18 protein-coding genes and 1 pseudogene are annotated in these 17,613 nt (G+C 31.4%); 12 read left to right on the top strand and 7 right to left on the bottom strand.

Annotated features, from left to right (window positions below; translation table 11 throughout):
* The first annotated feature begins 690 nt into the window (after positions 1-690).
* From B2X73_RS15160 to B2X73_RS15140, 5 genes are all read left to right on the top strand, one after another.
* Positions 691-2,073 carry an NAD(P)-binding domain-containing protein gene (locus B2X73_RS15160; RefSeq protein WP_221856503.1) on the top strand — a complete coding sequence of 461 codons (1,383 nt, stop codon included), beginning with the start codon at positions 691-693 and terminating at the stop codon, positions 2,071-2,073.
* Positions 2,074-2,200: 127 nt separating this feature from the next.
* Positions 2,201-2,809, top strand: a complete 609-nt coding sequence (locus B2X73_RS15155) for a trimeric intracellular cation channel family protein (RefSeq protein WP_291077216.1) — start codon at positions 2,201-2,203, stop codon at positions 2,807-2,809.
* A gap of 38 nt (positions 2,810-2,847) precedes the next feature.
* Positions 2,848-3,453, top strand: coding sequence for a trimeric intracellular cation channel family protein (locus B2X73_RS15150; RefSeq protein WP_286495872.1), 606 nt, complete (start codon positions 2,848-2,850; stop codon positions 3,451-3,453).
* Positions 3,454-3,455: 2 nt separating this feature from the next.
* Positions 3,456-4,397: a formimidoylglutamase gene (gene hutG / locus B2X73_RS15145; RefSeq protein WP_291096864.1), complete on the top strand. Its 942-nt coding sequence runs from the start codon at positions 3,456-3,458 to the stop codon at positions 4,395-4,397.
* Positions 4,398-4,521: 124 nt separating this feature from the next.
* A complete protein-coding gene (locus tag B2X73_RS15140) occupies positions 4,522-5,388 on the top strand; it encodes a sigma-70 family RNA polymerase sigma factor (RefSeq protein ID WP_019975176.1) in 867 nt (288 codons plus the stop codon).
* 38 nt (positions 5,389-5,426) lie between these two features.
* On the opposite strand, the gene mgtE is transcribed toward B2X73_RS15140, so the two are convergent.
* Entirely contained in the window at positions 5,427-6,746 is a 1,320-nt protein-coding gene (gene mgtE, locus B2X73_RS15135; RefSeq protein WP_125350025.1) for a magnesium transporter, read from the bottom strand.
* A gap of 96 nt (positions 6,747-6,842) precedes the next feature.
* Here mgtE and B2X73_RS15130 point away from each other — a divergent pair, with 96 nt between their 5' ends.
* The 6 genes from B2X73_RS15130 (at position 6,843) to B2X73_RS15105 (ending at position 10,648) form a co-directional block, all read left to right on the top strand.
* Positions 6,843-7,232, top strand: a complete 390-nt coding sequence (locus B2X73_RS15130) for a hypothetical protein (protein WP_219035270.1) — start codon at positions 6,843-6,845, stop codon at positions 7,230-7,232.
* A gap of 60 nt (positions 7,233-7,292) precedes the next feature.
* A complete protein-coding gene (locus B2X73_RS15125; RefSeq protein ID WP_219035269.1) occupies positions 7,293-7,868 on the top strand; it encodes a DUF3575 domain-containing protein in 576 nt (191 codons plus the stop codon).
* Positions 7,869-7,952: 84 nt separating this feature from the next.
* Complete coding sequence (rpe, locus tag B2X73_RS15120) at positions 7,953-8,600, top strand: ribulose-phosphate 3-epimerase (protein ID WP_280036965.1); 648 nt, start codon at positions 7,953-7,955, stop codon at positions 8,598-8,600.
* A gap of 191 nt (positions 8,601-8,791) precedes the next feature.
* A complete protein-coding gene (locus B2X73_RS15115; protein WP_280036966.1) occupies positions 8,792-9,292 on the top strand; it encodes a regulatory protein RecX in 501 nt (166 codons plus the stop codon).
* Positions 9,293-9,386: 94 nt separating this feature from the next.
* Complete coding sequence (locus tag B2X73_RS15110; protein ID WP_291096860.1) at positions 9,387-10,034, top strand: hypothetical protein; 648 nt, start codon at positions 9,387-9,389, stop codon at positions 10,032-10,034.
* A 23-nt stretch (positions 10,035-10,057) separates the two neighbouring features.
* Complete coding sequence (locus B2X73_RS15105; RefSeq protein WP_286495877.1) at positions 10,058-10,648, top strand: hypothetical protein; 591 nt, start codon at positions 10,058-10,060, stop codon at positions 10,646-10,648.
* A gap of 40 nt (positions 10,649-10,688) precedes the next feature.
* On the opposite strand, the gene B2X73_RS15100 is transcribed toward B2X73_RS15105, so the two are convergent.
* The 3 genes from B2X73_RS15100 to B2X73_RS15090 form a co-directional block, all read right to left on the bottom strand.
* Positions 10,689-11,321 carry a CatA-like O-acetyltransferase gene (locus B2X73_RS15100; protein ID WP_286495878.1) on the bottom strand — a complete coding sequence of 211 codons (633 nt, stop codon included), beginning with the start codon at positions 11,319-11,321 and terminating at the stop codon, positions 10,689-10,691.
* Between the two features lie 29 nt (positions 11,322-11,350).
* Positions 11,351-12,235: a DMT family transporter gene (locus tag B2X73_RS15095; RefSeq protein ID WP_286495880.1), complete on the bottom strand. Its 885-nt coding sequence runs from the start codon at positions 12,233-12,235 to the stop codon at positions 11,351-11,353.
* Between the two features lie 63 nt (positions 12,236-12,298).
* Positions 12,299-13,837 carry a serine hydrolase gene (locus B2X73_RS15090; RefSeq protein WP_291096857.1) on the bottom strand — a complete coding sequence of 513 codons (1,539 nt, stop codon included), beginning with the start codon at positions 13,835-13,837 and terminating at the stop codon, positions 12,299-12,301.
* A gap of 173 nt (positions 13,838-14,010) precedes the next feature.
* Between B2X73_RS15090 and B2X73_RS15085 the strand changes: the two genes are divergently transcribed.
* The gene (locus B2X73_RS15085; RefSeq protein WP_286495882.1) at positions 14,011-15,003 is read left to right on the top strand and encodes a 2-hydroxyacid dehydrogenase; all 993 of its coding nucleotides are present in this window, start codon (positions 14,011-14,013) and stop codon (positions 15,001-15,003) included.
* On the opposite strand, the gene B2X73_RS15080 is transcribed toward B2X73_RS15085, so the two are convergent.
* The 3 genes and pseudogenes from B2X73_RS15080 to B2X73_RS15070 form a co-directional block, all read right to left on the bottom strand.
* Positions 14,998-15,342: a DUF4260 domain-containing protein gene (locus tag B2X73_RS15080; RefSeq protein ID WP_286495883.1), complete on the bottom strand. Its 345-nt coding sequence runs from the start codon at positions 15,340-15,342 to the stop codon at positions 14,998-15,000. The genes B2X73_RS15085 and B2X73_RS15080 overlap by 6 nt on opposite strands.
* Positions 15,343-15,435: 93 nt before the next feature.
* Positions 15,436-17,232, bottom strand: a complete 1,797-nt coding sequence (lepA, locus tag B2X73_RS15075; protein WP_291096854.1) for a translation elongation factor 4 — start codon at positions 17,230-17,232, stop codon at positions 15,436-15,438.
* Positions 17,233-17,327: 95 nt separating this feature from the next.
* Positions 17,328-17,563, bottom strand: a pseudogene (locus B2X73_RS15070) (IS982 family transposase); the annotation flags it as partial.
* Between the last annotated feature and the right edge of the window lie 50 nt (positions 17,564-17,613).

Below are 17,613 nucleotides of genomic sequence, written 5' to 3'. Positions count from 1 at the left end.
CTCAAGATTTATTTCTTGAGGCTTTTTTGTATTTATGGTTTTCGCTTTAGGCTGAAGGCTGTAAGCTTTACGCTAACTCAAAACTATGTTTTATAAAACAAGAAGCTTGCTTTCATCCAACAAGAAGCTTCTAATTAGTCAACGAGAAGCTTCTTCTTAATAAAAAGGAAGCTTCCTTTTTACAACTAACTTAAAATTTACTACTCATAACTCGATAACACTCCTAGTTTGTTTAGATTTTTATTGTCAGTCTTAAATCTTACGTCTTATAACTTATTACTCAAAACTCAGAACTTACAACCCGCGTTAGGGATAGTAGTGGAAATCCTTTTGTAGAAATTGGATTTTCCTGTAATCACTTCCAATTTTCTTCTACAAAAGATTGCAACGGATAGCCCGACCGAAGGGAACGCTATAATAATTAAGCTTATTATTATGTTTCATAAATATTTGTCCATCTGCTATAATTTTAGTACATTGAAGAATAATTTAATTTTGAATAAAATTTTATTTATTCAGCAAGAGGTTTTCTATCTCTTTATATGTTGTAATCATTAGATTACACATTCTATTCTGTTTTACACAATTTTTATAGATGTTTTTTTCTATATCAGGTCGTTTCAGGCATAAAAATCAATTACTATTGAGAGATAGTTGAGTAGTTCATATAAGTTTAATTAAAAACAATTCATGAGTTTAAAAGTAGGCATTATCGGGGCTGGACCAAGTGGTTTGGCAATGTTAAGAGCATTTGAGTCAGAAGAGAAAAAAGGTAACAAAATTCCAGAAATTAAATGTTTTGAGAAGCAAGACAACTGGGGGGGAATGTGGAACTACACTTGGCGTACAGGAGTAGGTAAATACGGAGAGCCATTGCATGGCAGTATGTATAAATATTTATGGTCGAATGGACCAAAAGAATGTTTAGAATTTGCAGATTATACATTTTCTGAACACTTTGGTCAAACAATATCTTCTTATCCACCTAGAGAAGTATTATTCGATTATATAGAAGGAAGAATTAAACAAAGTAATGCGCGAAAGTACATTCAGTTTAATACCGTTGCAAGGTGGGTAGATTATGTAGAGGATAAAAAACAATTTCGCGTTGTTTTTGATGATTTAAAGAAAAATCAAACTTTCGAAGAATATTTCGATTATTTAATTGTCGGAACTGGACATTTTTCTACACCAAATATGCCTTATTTTAAAGGGATCGAGAATTATACAGGAAATGTAATGCATGCGCATGATTTTCGTGGAGCTGATCCATTCAGAGGTAAAGAAATTTTATTGATCGGTAGTAGTTATTCGGCAGAAGATATTGCGGTACAATGTTATAAACACGGAACTAAATCGGTCACAATTTCTTATCGTACAAATCCAATTGATTGTAAATGGCCAAATGGAATAGAAGAATTGCCTTTGGTGACACATTTTGAAGATAAGAAAGCATTTTTCAAAGACGGAACATCAAAAGAGTTTGATGCAGTAATTATGTGTACAGGTTATCAACACAAATTTCCGTTTTTACCAGATAATTTGCGTTTAAAAACCAAAAATTGTTTGTATCCAGAAGGAATGTATAAAGGTGTAATATCAGATGTAAATGCTCAATTGTTATTTTTGGGAATGCAGGATCAATATTACACATTTAATATGTTTGATGCGCAAGCATGGTTTGCACGTGATTATATTTTGGGACGAATTAATTTACCTTCAAAAGAAGAAATTCAAAAAGATATTCAGAAATGGATTGATTATGAAAAACAATCGATTTCTGCTGATGATCATGTTGATTTTCAAACTGATTATTTGAAGGATTTAATTCATTTAACTGATTATCCTATGTTCGATTTGGATAAAGTTGCTAATATGTTCAAATCTTGGTTAAAAGATAAAGAAGAAAATATTTTAACTTATCGAGATAAAACCTATACCTCTGTTATGGACGAAACGAAAGCAGAAAAACATCACACACCTTGGATGAAAGAATTGGATGATAGTTTAGAACGCTATTTGGATGAAGATCCAATTGATGAAAAGCAATTAGAAAAAACAAATTATTATTAATATTAACAAAAAGACTAACAAATGTGTTGGTCTTTTTTTATTTTCGATTGTATATTTAAACATCGTTAAAAAAGAAAAGTGTTTATTTTTGACAGAGCACAACACAATATGATTTAATACAATAGAAATGGAGATTCAATATTTTTTCGAATTATTTGGTACACTTTTTTTTGGAATTTCGGGCGCTTTAGCAGCAGATGAAAAATCTGGTAACGATTGGTTTGGTGTAACCTTTATTGCTTTCCTAACTTCAATTGGAGGTGGTACAATTCGTGATATTTTACTTTCCGTTGAAATTATGTGGATAAAGGATGTTAATCTTATTTATGCAGTAGGGATTGGTGTTATTTTAGCGGCAATTTTCTATGAGCCTCTGTTGAAACTTCGTAAAACATTTATGCTTTTTGATACGTTAGGAATTGCTTTATTTACGATTGTTGGTTTAGAAAAAGCTCTAAATCTTGGAATTCATCCTGTAATTGCACCTGTAATGGGAATGTTTACGGCGGTTTTTGGATCCATTATTCGCGATATGATGTTGAACGAAGTTCCTATTATCTTCAAGAAAGAAATTTATGCGTTTGCATGTCTTTGTGGCGCAGTTATTTATATGATTTTATGGAAATTGGGACTTGATCGTAACATCAATTTCTTTTTTTCGGGAGCTGTAATTGTCGCAGTTCGCTTGACTGCAATTAAGTACAACTTATCATTACCGAAATTCAAAAGCCATTAATTTATAGATTCGTATCTTAGCGAACTAATTTTTTATAGATGGAAATTCAATACATTTTTGAATTATTTGGGACGGTTGTGTTTGCTATTTCTGGTGCTTTAGCTGGAGATGAAAGACAAAAACATGATTGGTTCGGAATTGCTTGTTTTGCTTTTATAACGGCTGTTGGTGGCGGAACTTTACGCGATCTATTTCTTAACAGTTATCCGTTAGTTTGGATAAATGATATGAATGTCATTTATGCAGTTTTTGTTGGAATTTTATTGGCAGGATTATTTTTCAAATATTTTTCACGATTAAGAGTAACATTAATGCTTTTCGATACTTTAGGAATTGCTTTGTTTACGATAGTTGGTTTAGAAAAAGCACATTCTTTGGGCGCAAACAATTTTATTTCTGTAATGATGGGAATGATGACCGCTGTAATGGGTGGTATGTTGCGCGATGTTTTAATGAACAGAACACCAACAGTTTTTGTAAAAGAAATTTACGCAATGGCATGTATTGCAGGTGGAATAATGTATTTGGTTTTTGATAATTTCGGATTAGATCGAAATATAAATTTCATTGTTTCAGGAGCTATTATTGCGACAATTCGTATTGTAACGGTGAAATATAAATTGTCCTTACCTAAATTTTATTAAGCATGCAAAAAATACTATTTAATCAAGAAAATTGGACAGGAAGAATTGATTCTGAAGATGGAGAATTAGGTTTAAGAATTCATCAAGTAATTTCTAATTATGATAATTTTCAGTCATCATCCGTTCAACCAAAAGTATTATTAGGATTTTGTTCGGAAGTAGGTGTTAAACGGAATAAAGGTAGAATTGGTGCGAAAGATTCACCAGATTTGATTCGAAAAAGTTTAGCGAATTTGCCTTTACATTTTTCCGAAACTGATTTTATTTTTGATGCTGGAAATATTCATTGTAATGATAATAATTTAGAATCTGCACGTGAGGAACAAATCAATCAAGTGGATAAAATCATCCAACAAAATCATTTTCCGATTGTAATTGGAGGAGGACACGAAACGGCTTTAGGAGATTTTTTGGCTTTAGCAAAATCATACAAAAATATTGGAATTATCAATCTTGATGCGCATTTTGATTTGAGAACGCCAAATCCGCAATCAACTTCTGGAACGCCTTTTTACGAAATGGCCAAGTATTGCGAAGAAAATGAAATAGGGTTTAATTACATTCCAATTGGTATTCAAGAATTAGGAAATACAAATGCTTTATTTCAGCGCGCAGAAAATTTAGGTGTTAATTTTATCATGGCAGACGAAGTTCATCTTAATTTGAATAAAGTGATAGATGATTTGAAAACGATTCTTCAACAATTTGATGCGCTTTATGTTTCGTTGGATATGGATGTTTTTGATGCAGCTTATGCGCCAGGTGTAAGTGCAACGACAATTAATGGTTTGACACCTTTTCAGGTTAAATATATTTTGAAGGTTCTAATGAACTCAAACAAAGTGAAAATATTTGATTTAGTTGAATATAATTCGCTTTTTGATGTTGATAACTCGACAGCGAAACTCTCTGCTCAAATGATTTACGAAGTTTTAAGATATTAATTCTGAAATAATTTACAATATTTTGTAACCTTTTTCAGTTATCTGCGTATACATATATAGTGGTGTTGATAAAATGCCAAAAGAAATCGATAATAATCATTAATAATAGGAGGGTTTTAGTTAAATGAGACAGCTTAAAATTACAAAGCAGGTAACAAATCGTGAAACTGCGTCGTTGGATAAATACTTACAAGAGATTGGTAAAGTAGATTTGATTACAGCGGAGGAGGAAGTAGAGTTAGCACAACGTATCAAAGCAGGAGATCGTGTTGCCTTAGAAAAATTAACAAAAGCAAACTTACGTTTCGTGGTATCTGTTGCGAAACAATATCAAAATCAAGGTTTAAGTTTACCAGATTTAATTAATGAAGGAAACTTAGGTTTGATAAAAGCTGCACAACGTTTTGACGAAACGCGTGGTTTCAAATTTATCTCTTATGCGGTTTGGTGGATTCGTCAATCTATCTTACAAGCATTAGCAGAGCAATCTCGTATTGTACGTTTACCATTAAATAAAATTGGATCGATCAATAAAATTAATAAAGCCTATGCTTTATTAGAGCAAGAACATGAACGTGCTCCATCTGCAGAAGAAATTTCTGAAGTTTTGGATATGTCTGAAGGTGATGTAAAAGAGTCGATGAAAAACTCTGGTCGTCACGTCTCAATGGATGCACCATTAGTAGAAGGAGAAGATTCTAACTTATACGATGTATTAAACATTGGTGAATCTCCATCTCCAGATGTACAATTGATGATTGAGTCATTACGTGTAGAGATTGAACGTGCATTGCAAACATTAACGCCTCGTGAAGCTGATTTAATTCGTTTATACTTCGGATTAAACGGTCAACATCCAATGACGTTAGAAGAAATTGGAGAAACGTTTGATTTAACAAGAGAACGTGTTCGTCAAATTAAAGAAAAAGCAATTCGCCGTTTAAAACATACTTCGAGATCTAAGATTTTGAAAACATATATCGGACGATAATAAAAATAAAAAAATCCAGCCAATTGGTTGGATTTTTTTTATAATAATTTTCCGCTTAGTAAAATTGCAGCAATTGTAAAATAAATAATCAATCCTGAAACATCAACCAAGGTTGCGACGAAAGGCGAGGATGCTGTTGCGGGATCAAATCCAATTTTTCTCAAAATAAATGGAACTAAAGATCCAGAAAGTGTTCCCCATAAAACAATGACGATTAAAGATAAAGCGACTGTTAAAGCTACATATAGCCAATATTCTCCATAACTATAAATTCCAGTTTTTTGCCAAATTAAGATTCTGATAAAACCAACAAATCCTAGAATTGCACCTAAGATTAATCCCGAAGCAAACTCTTTCTTCATTACATACCACCAATCTTTTAGTTTCAATTCACCCAAAGCCATTGCTCGGATAATTAGTGAAGCCGCTTGAGAACCAGAATTTCCACCACTCGAAATAATCAATGGAACAAATAAAGCCAACACAACCGCTTTTTCGATTTCTTGGTCATAATAACTCATAGCAGAAGCAGTAAACATTTCGCCAATAAATAAGATAACCAGCCAACCTGCGCGCTTTTTGATTAATTCCGCAATAGGTGTTTTAGTATACGAAACATCCAATTCTTCCATACCTCCAAATTTCTGAATATCTTCTGTATCACGCATTTTCATACGATCCAAGATATCGTCAAATGTTACAATTCCGACCAAAACATCATTTTCTGTCACAATTGGCATCGCAGAACGATCGTATTTATCAAAAACTTCTAACGCATCTTCTAAAGGAGTTGTCGTCTTGATTGAAACAAAATTATGATCGATTAAATCTTCTACTTTAGTATCTTCATCAGCCAAAAGAATTTCGCCAATTTTTAAATCATCAATCAATCTATTTTTTCCATCAACAATAAAAATATACGTTAATGTTTCGGCTTTTTTTCCATACTTTTTGATGTGAGCCAAAACTTGTTTTACTGTATAATGTTCTTTTACCTGAATATAATTTGGTGTCATTAAACGTGCAATCGAATCTTCTTTGTATCCAATCAAATTCAGTGCTGTAGCACGTTCTTCAGGATTTAAAAGATTAATGGAATGTTTGATTAATTGATCTGGGAAATTTTCAAATAGTTCTGTTCGGTCATCAGGATCAAGATTGTTCAAAACTTCAGCTAAATCTTCGTCCGTCAAACTTTTTACAATTTCGTACTGAATATCGGGTTCAAAATAGGAGAATACTTCAACTTTATCATCATTCAAAAGCGAGTAAAAAGCGATGTTTCTTTCTTTTACGTTCAGTGCAGTTAATTGTTCGGCAATATCTGCTGGATGTTGATTAAGCATATTATTTTCCATAAATTTGTTTTTTTATCCCGAGCTGCAAATTAAGTCTTTTTGAGATGAGAAGAAGTATAGATTGGCTACTTTTAAGCTAATTTTAATATAGAAATTATGATGAATAAAACAGATCAAAAACAAATTAAAGAATTTATAAAATCTATGGATGTAGATGAACGATTTGTTGGAATTTGGTCTGGAACCGATCATGGGAAATTTTTTAAAGGTGAAACAAATAGTTGGATGGTCAATAGAAAAGTTGACGGTACAATGACAGTTAACTTTAAGACCATTCACAGTGATGATTGCGTTACATTTTCTGAAGATGAAGGCGTTTGGTGTACTATTGGTGATGAATATTATGAGTTTAGAGATTCTGATGAAATGGCAGATATTTACACTTATATTTTTATGTCAAAAGATTCGATTCATTTTATTATCAACGAAGAATTGAAAGACGAAGAACCTTATAACTTTATTGATAATAGAGTTTTCTTGGATTAAAAATAATTTTACTGAATCATTTTTTCTGTTATATTCGTATTGTATTAATTAACACTGAAAATGAAAAAACTATTATTTACTCTCTTATTATCAACTTCACTATTTGCTCAAGAAAAAGCAACAGATTTGATTTCAGCACATATTAATGTTTTGGGAGTTGGAGCAAATTATGAGAAAGCCATAACAGATAAAATTACAATTCTTGGTAATTTAAATTATTCTACAATTAATTTTACAGGTTCAGATGATGGTTTGGATATGGATTTCACAGTAAAGTTAGGATTAGAAGGTCGTTATTACTATAATTTTGATCGAAGAAGTTCAAAAGGAAAATCTACTTTAAATAATTCTGCAAATTTTATAGGATTGAAATTTGACTATTATACAGATTGGTTATCAACATACCAAGGGATGGGAAAAGATGATGATTTTGCAAAACTTGTGGTGAATTATGGAATTAAAAGAAATTTTGCTAAAAAATTTTTTTATGAATTCAATTTTGGAGCAGGAATTTTTATAGATACTTATTATCCTTTTAAATATTCTATTAATGGTTCTGATTGGATATATTCAGATAAAGAAACATACATCGACTTCTTACCTGAATTAGGTTTCAAATTTGGTTATAATTTCTAAAAAATATAAATCGTTGAGTTTTCAACGATTTTTTTATTTCATTACCTTTGCACCACAAAATACAAACAAACAACAAATAAGATTATGCCAATAGTAGCACCATCAATTTTAGCAGCCGATTTTGGGAATTTAGCAAAAGACATCGAAATGGTTAATAATTCTCAAGCCGAATGGTTTCATTTAGATGTAATGGACGGCGTTTTTGTTCCGAATATCTCTTACGGAATGCCAATTATCGAGAAAATAAATTCGTTAACAGACAAAGTTTTGGATGTGCATTTAATGATTGTTGATCCAGATCGTTATATTTCAACTTTCAAACAAGTTGGCGCAGATATTTTGACTGTTCATTACGAAGCGTGTACACATTTACATCGTACAATTCAGGCTATAAAAGCAGAAGGAATGAAAGCAGGAGTGGCGCTTAATCCGCATACACCAGTATCTGTTTTAGAAGATGTGATTAATGATTTAGATTTGGTGTTAATTATGAGTGTTAATCCAGGTTTTGGAGGTCAAAAATTCATTGAAAATACTTACAACAAAGTTTCTAAATTGAAAAAAATGATTACAGAAGCTAATGCAAATGTGATCATCGAAATTGATGGAGGAGTTGGAGTACAAAATGCATCAAAATTGGTAGAAGCTGGTGCAGATGCTTTAGTTGCTGGTTCGGCAGTTTTCAATGCTGAGGATCCAACAGCATATATCGCGGAATTACAAAAAGCTTAATAAAAATAGTATTGAGATGTGAGAAATTAGAATTGAGAAGTTCATATTTTTTCCTTCAACTATTTAAAATAAATAATATAAAAACTGAATCAGAAATGATTCAGTTTTTTTGTTGATTAATCCTGAACTTTTTTCAGGATCCTCATCAAGTTAATCAAACAATTTTCTTATTAAAATCTTAACTTTGTTGCATGAATTTCTCTAAAGACAACCCAAAAAAGATTTATACGATTGATGAAATCAAAGATAAAATGGCAAAATATTGTCTTTATCAAGATCGTTGTCATTGGGAAGTAGAGAAAAAACTTCGTGATTTTGATTTGATTCCAGAAGCGAAAGATGAGATTCTTTTTAAGTTAATTCATTACGGATTTCTAAATGAAGAACGATTTGTTCATAATTTTGTTCGAGGAAAAGTCAATCAAAAAATGTGGGGAAGAAATCGTCTTCGTCAAGAATTAAAAATGCGTCAAATTGATCAAAAATTAATTGAAAAAGCATTTAAAGAAGAAATTGATTTGGATAAATATTGGAATAATTTATTGCATTTAACACAAAAAAAGTTCAATTTATTAGCTTCTGAGCGAGAATCTTTCAAGAAAATAAACAAAGTAAAAGCATATTTAGCGTACAAAGGTTACGAGTTCGATTTGATGAATGATGCTATAGAAACAGTGAAAACAAAAGAGTAATACAATTCATCCTTAAAATTCGACAATTCGGTCAACTATTTTTAAAATTAAAAACGACTTCACTTAATTTTATTCCATAATAAATAAACACATTATGGAAAATTTAGTCAAAATCATTATTTACATTCACGCATTTTTTGGAGGAATTGGCTTGGTTGCTGGAACAGCTGTTATGATTATAAAAAAAGGAAATTCGACACATAAAAAAGTGGGAAAAATATTTTCGATTGGTATGTTAGTCAGTTCTATTCTTTCGTTAATCATTTGTGCTTTTCCAAATCACCACAATTCTTTTCTTTTAATGATTGGTATTTTCACGATTTATATGATTTTGATCGGAAATAGAATTCTAAATTATAAGCGCAAAAACTATTCGAATAATTTGGATAAAATCATTTCTGGAGCAATGTTTATCACATCTATTGTGATGATTGTTTTTGGATTACTTCCTCTTTTCACAAGCAATGCAATTGGATTATTGTATTTAATTTTTGGGTTTTTAGGAGGGTTTATGTGTTATCGAGATTTTGTTTTTTACAAGAATACAGAGAATTATAAAAAATGGACAATGAATCATGTTGGAAAAATGGTTGGTGCTTATATCGCTTCAGTAACAGCGTTTTTGGTTGCAGGCGCTGGATTTGGAGATAATATTTATTTTTGGATTGTGCCTTCAATTATCGGAACGATTTATATTTTTTCTTGGTCAAAAAAACTAAATAAAAAAGTTGCAGTGAATTGATTATCTTTAATCAAAACACTTATATGAAGAATTTATATTTTTTACTCTTATTCATTCTTTTTGTTCAATGTGAGCAACCGAGCAGTCAATCTGCTAAAGGTTGGGAAAAGAAGAATGAAATAAAAGCAGATTCAGTTTTTAAAGATGAGAATGTAAATGAAGTTATTGAACAAGCTATTGATATTACAAAAAGTAATCATATACCAATTAGAACAATCTCTCTCTTTTTCGCAAAAGAAAAATTTTATTTATATATTTCTTCGACTGGACAAGACTGTTCAATAGGGAATTATTATACATTACCAATTACTATTCAAAATACAGATTATACTATTCTTTTAGATAAAAATGAAGTATTAGATGAATATATCGATATCTCAAATTTAAATTATATCCCTTTAGATAAAGAAAAAATAACATTCTGTTGTGAAATAAAAGGTTACGCTTTTCGATTTCATAAAGATGAAGAAGGAAAGTATCAATTAAGAGAGTTGGAGCATTTTTATAATTATACGGATGATTTTGTTTTAGAAGAAGATAAAAAATATTTTCCTATTCAATATGAGGAAATTCTAGAACCAGAACCATTTATTCATCCTAATGATGTAAAATAAAAAAACGAATTTCGAAACTCGAAATTCGTTCTTACTATTTCTAATATTTACCTAATTCGTTTTCAAATTCTTGCAGATAATTCGCCAAATGAAAACCATCTACAAAACCATGATTTGCCTCAACCGAAACAGGCATATACATTTTATCGTTTTGCGTATACGCTTTTCCAAAAATAATTCGCGGAATAGATTCTCCCGTTCCAAAGTTACTTGGTTGTGTTAGACCTGTAAATCTCGACCATGGAAATGTAGAATGACGAACCAAGCCAATGGTAATTTCTTCATTTTTGATATGCAAACCAACCGAGTTTTCTACACTTTGTATTTGCTCTTGAAGTTGCGCGTTAAATGCATCAAAATCTTCGGTAAAATTCATCAATGCAAAACCAAAAGTTCCGTCTTTTCTTCCAATTGTTGTTCCGCAATCTAAATGATCGTACACAAAAATTTCATCATCTTCGATGCGATATTTAAACTCATTAATCTTATTTTCTGCCAACATCGAGCAATGTAAATAGACTGCGAAAAAAGACAATTTATTTGCTTTGGCAAATTTGTACGTTTTAGAACATTCAACCTCCGCAACAACTCCGACATACGGATTATCCATTTTCGAGAACATATTAAAATGCTCTATACGATTCCAACCTTCAGGATTAAATTTCTGTTTCATTGCTGCAAAGTTAAAAATAGGATTTACAATTACTTCAATCTTTTTTGTTGATATGCATCACCAATTACATTCAGAGTTACGCCTAGAATAATCATAAAAATTCCTAAAGCTAAACTCAGCGAAAAATCTTCACCAAACATCATAACACTTACAGCAACGGCAACCACAGGTTCTGATGCGCCAAGAATAGAAGTGGCTGTAGAACCAATATTTTTAATCGCATAAATCAATGCGATGCTCGAAACAACTGTCGTAACAAACGCAAATGTAAAAAAGTTGAAGGTTAATTCTAATGATGGTAAAATGAAGGATTCTTTGTGAATAATCATTTTTGTTGCGTAATAAATCGTTGTAAATAGAAACGAATAAAAGCTTAATGTAAAGCCTTTTATATCTCGTACTTTCGATTTGTTGACTGTCACAATATATAATCCGTAACCCAAAGCACTAATAAAAACAATTCCTAATCCGATTGGATTTAGCTCGAATTTTCCTTCTTTAAAACTTAATAAAATTACACCAGCCAGTACAAAAACAATGGCTACAATAGTTGAAATTGTAATTCTTTCTTTGAAGAAAACAGCCATTATGATGGCAACAATCAACGGATAAACGAATAATAATGTGGAGGCAATTCCAGGAGTTAAATAATCATAACCTAAAAATAAGGCATCCGCTGAGATTCCGTACAATAATCCTAAAATGATTAAAAATGGAATCTGTTTCACATCTATTTTGAATGATTGTTTTTTGATGAATAAATATGTTCCGACAATCAATGCAGAAAAAAAGAATCGATAGAATAATGTAGTATCCATCGAAAAATTTGCCTGTTTTATAGGTAGGATAAATAATGGAATTAATCCATAAGATATGGAAGAAATTAGTCCATATGCGTAACCTTTGAATTTCATTTTTAATAGAAAAAAACGAAGTTCGAATTTCGAACTTCGCATTTGATTAGTATTTATTAAAATTTATTTTCTCGTAAAATCTAAATCTTGGAAATCGTAACTGAAATCTGTTAACGGAGAAATGGCTTTCATTTTGAAACCTGTCATTTTTCCATCTTTCATTTCTGCATAAACATAAGCGTCTGCATGGAAATAACGATTGTACCATTTTACCGCAAACGTATTGTCTTTGTAAAAAAGCATTTCACCAGTTAATTGAGGCGAACGTTTCGATTCGAAAATGATTTTTCCTTTCTTTTCATAAATTACAACATCACCAAACCAATTGTCCTTATACGTTCCGATTACACTTTTTGAATCAAATTTGATGGCTTTATTTTTTTGATTTGCTTCAACTGTTTTCCAAACTTCATCAGTTATAACATCGGCTTCTTCCACATTTTTCTTCATCATATCATCATACGTTTTTACCCAATCTGTAGATGGATTTTTTAAGTAAAAATCTTTGATTGTATTCGAAATTGCTCGGAAAGCTGCACCCGATTGTTGGTTAGTCAAAATCACAATTCCTAATTTTTCTTGAGGATAAAACATCGTTTGTGTTACAATTCCTTCCAATCCACCAGTATGCGAAACTTCCAATTTTCCGTTCATATCCTGCAATTGCCATCCCAAACCATACGCTTTGAATAATGAATTATAAGGTGGAGTAGTACGATTTGGTTGTAAAGTTTGTGGTGTAATCATTTCGTTCATTTGTTTTTCCGAAATAATTTGTTTTCCATTCACTTTTCCTTTATCTAAATTGAATTGCAACCATTTTGCAAGATCATCTACATTCGAATAAATTCCTGCAGCTGCATCAAAAATGGTGTTCGTATAACGATCAATCACTTGTAATTTTCCGTCAATTGGAACGTGCGGATTAATTGCATTTTTCTTGTCTTTTAGCAAATGCCAATTCGCTGCAGTATTCGTCATTCCAATTGGTTCCAACAATCTTTTTGTTACAAAATCTGTCCAAGATTGCCCCGAAACTCTTTCAATCACAACTCCTGCAATAATGTATAATAAATTATCGTAATCATATTTTACACGGAAATCTGAAACTGGTTTTAAAAACTGAATATTAGAAATAATATCTTTTGGAGTGAAATTATGTCCATCAGGCCAAACCATCAAATCTCCAGCACCCAAACCTAATCCACTTCGATGCGTTAATAAATCACGAATTGTAAACTCTTTGGTTACATAATCGTTGTACATCTTGAATTCAGGAATGTGCGTAATCACTTTATCATCCCACTTTATATTTCCTTCATCAACCAAAATCGCCAAAGCAGCTGCTGTAAAAGCTTTCGAGTTAGAAGCAATGCCAAAATTTGTATTCGACTGAACTTTTTCTCCCGTTTTAAGAGATTTTACGCCATAACCTTTCGAATGCACAATTGTCCTGTCTTTGATAACCGCAACAGACATTCCAGGAACATCAAATGCTTTCATTGCATTTTCTGTGACTTTATCAATAGCTTGATTCGAAATATTTTGTCCAAAAGCTGTAAAAGAAGCTAATGTAATCGTTGATAAAAGTATATTTTTCATGTGTGAATTTGAATTTTCACGAAGTTAGAAATTTTTATTCATCAGCTTATAGCTTTTAATAAAATATCAAAAATAGAGGATGAATTAATTTTGAATGATTTAAAATTTTATAATAATCAAGTAGAAAGTAAATTACAATTAATTAAAAACATAAATTAGTTAAAAATAATTCAATGAAAATAGCTTTCTTTTCGTCTAAGCCTTATGACAAAACTTTTTTTGAGGCTGAAAATAAAAATTACGGTTTTGAACTTAATTTTTATGAAACACATTTAGGTCCGCATATCGTAAACGCGATTGAAGATGAGCATGCTGTTTGTGTGTTTGTGAATGATAAAGTGAACCGACAAGTTATTGAAATTTTAGCAAAAAAAGGCGTTAAAATTATTGCATTGAGATGTGCTGGTTTTAATAATGTCGATTTGGAAGCTGCGAAAGAATTTGGAATTAAAATTTGTCGTGTTCCTGCATATTCTCCCGAGGCTGTTGCTGAACATACAATGGCGATGTTGTTAACATTGAATCGAAAAACACATAAAGCTTATAATCGTGTTCGTGAACAAAATTTTGCATTGAACGGTTTACTTGGTTTTAATCTTTTTCAGAAGACGATTGGAATTGTTGGAACAGGAAAAATAGGAAAGGCTTTTATCAATATTGCGAAAGGTTTTGGATGTAAGATTATTGCTTATGATTTGTATCCAGATCAAGAATTGATGAATAATGGCGTGGAATATGTTGAGCTGGATAAGTTGTTTAAAACTTCAGATATTATTTCGTTGCATTGTCCGCTGACGCCAGAAAATCATTACATGATTAATCAAGAAACGATTGCGATGATGAAAGATGGCGTAACGATTATTAATACGAGTAGAGGTGGATTAATCAATACACATGAAGCGATTGAAGCTTTAAAAAATCATAAAATTGGTTATTTGGGAATTGATGTTTATGAACAAGAAGAAAAATTATTCTTCAAAGATTTATCAGCAGAAATTATTCAGGATGACATGATTCAGCGATTGATGAGTTTTCCAAATGTTTTGGTAACTGCGCATCAAGCTTTTTTTACACAAGAAGCGTTGGAACAAATTTCAGAAATTACGATGCGAAGTATTTCAGAAATTTTAGAAAAAGGTTCAACAGATGAGGTTGTGATGTTATAAATTATCTAAATGAGTGGATTTGAAACCATCATATTTTTTGAGACCAAATCCTAAAAAACGATCTAACGCAATATGAGCGGAAAAAATTAATCCAATCATTAAACACCATTCAATGTGTAAAAAATAACCAATGAGAATCAATGAAATTGTCGTAAAATAATTATGAATAAAATTATAAGATATTGCGCCAATCTTATTTCCAAAAAGATAACCCAACATAAAAATATCGGGAGCAAGAAAAAGAATTGCAAACAAAAACAAGGAATAATCAAGTTTATAATAGATGATTAGCGTTACAATTAAAATTGCTAATTGCTCTAATTTTAATAAATTTTTCATAATGTTGATGCTTAATTTATTAGTATAAATATTTTACCAATTGTTACAAAAAAAGCCGTTCATTAGAACGGCTTTTGGTATATAAAAAGAATTTTAATCATTCAATTTCAAAACAGCTAAGAATGCAGATTGGGGAACTTCTACACGTCCAATTTGACGCATTTTCTTCTTACCAGCTTTTTGTTTTTCTAATAACTTACGTTTACGAGAAATATCACCACCATAACATTTTGCAGTAACGTCTTTACGTAATGCTTTGATTGTTTCACGCGCAATAATTTTTGCACCAATCGCGGCTTGAATTGGAATATCAAACTGTTGACGAGGAATTAATTCGCGTAATTTTTCACACATTTTCTTTCCAATATTGTAGGCATTATCAACGTGAATTAAGGCAGATAAAGCATCTACAACTTCACCGTTAATCATGATGTCAACTTTTACCAATTTTGAAGCTTTCATTCCAGAAGGTGCATAATCAAACGATGCATATCCTTTTGAAATAGATTTTAATCGATCATAAAAATCGAATACAACTTCAGCCAAAGGCATATTGAAAATCATTTCTACTCTATGTTGAGTTAAATAATTTTGAGATTGTAATTCACCACGTTTCTCAATACATAAACTCATTACAGGACCTACGAATTCAGATTTTGTAATGATTGCTGCTCGAATATATGGTTCTTCAACGCGATTTAATCCTGATGGATCTGGTAATTCAGATGGATTATGAACCGGAATCATTTTTTCTGGATCTTTTTCCAAGTACGCTTCATACGAAACGTTAGGAACAGTTGTAATTACCGTCATGTTGAACTCACGTTCTAAACGCTCCTGAATAATTTCTAAGTGTAACATTCCTAAGAATCCACAACGGAAACCGAAACCTAAAGCAGCAGAAGATTCAGCTTCAAAAGTTAATGAAGCATCATTCAAACGTAACTTTTCGATAGAAGCACGCAAATCTTCGTAATCTTCTGTGTCAACCGGATAAATACCAGCGAAAACCATTGGTTTTACTTCCTCGAAACCATCAATAGCTTCGCTTGCAGGATTCTCAACTAATGTAATTGTATCTCCAACTTTTACCTCAGAAGCTTCTTTAATTCCAGAAATAATATAACCTACATCTCCAGTTTTAATGACTTTCTTCTCAACTTGATTCAGTTTTAATGTTCCAATTTCATCGGCACCATATTTTTTGTTAGTAGCCATAAATTTTACTTGATCTCCTTTTTTGATTTCTCCATTTACCACTTTGTAAAAAGCTTCAATTCCTCGGAAAGGATTATAAACAGAGTCAAAAATCAAGGCTTGTAACGGTGCATCTGGATCACCAACTGGTGCAGGAACTTTCTCGATAATTGTGTGTAACAATTCTAACACACCTTCACCTGTTTTTCCACTTACACGCAAAACATCTTCGGGATTACAACCAATCAAATCAACAATATCGTCTGTTACTTCTTCTGGATTTGCAGAAGGTAAATCGATTTTGTTCAAAACTGGAATGATTTCCAAATCATTTTCTAAAGCCAAATAAAGGTTAGAAATGGTTTGTGCTTGTATACTTTGTGCAGCATCTACAATTAACAAAGCTCCTTCACAAGCGGCAATCGAACGAGAAACCTCGTAAGAAAAATCCACGTGACCAGGAGTGTCAATTAAATTTAAAATATATTTTTCACCATCTTTTTCATATTCCATTTGGATGGCGTGCGATTTAATTGTGATTCCGCGTTCGCGTTCCAAATCCATATCGTCTAAAGTTTGATTTTGTAACTCACGATCAGAAATCGTGTTTGTTACTTGCAATAAACGATCGGCCAAGGTACTTTTACCATGGTCAATATGGGCGATAATACAGAAATTACGGATATTTTTCATATTCTATTTGTCGAATAGGCAAAAATAATCTTTTCCGTGCAGACTGCAAGTATTTTGAAAAATATTATGAATTATATTTTAAACCCGTAGTGCATTTAGGTAATATTAATTTTTAAGTTGTTAATATTTCTATTTTTGTTTCTGTTTATTGTTTGAATAATAGTGAAAGTTAGTATTTTTGATAGTGTCCTTGTTTTAAACCCTAAAAGCTTTTAGCATAATTATGTCTAATCATGAACTGATCGCATAATTGAGAGAATAACGTTTCTATCCTTTTTCTTTATTTACGTATTACAAAAGGATGATCTTTATAGTTTTTTTTATTTGACTGAAGCTGAACTTATAGCGCAAAATATTCAGCTAAAAATTAATGGATTGGAT

Source organism: Empedobacter sp. UBA7252 (assembly GCF_002472765.1).
In the GTDB taxonomy this organism is placed as follows: Bacteria; Bacteroidota; Bacteroidia; order Flavobacteriales; family Weeksellaceae; genus Empedobacter; species Empedobacter falsenii_B.
This window is presented reverse-complemented; position numbering and strand designations above follow the sequence as displayed.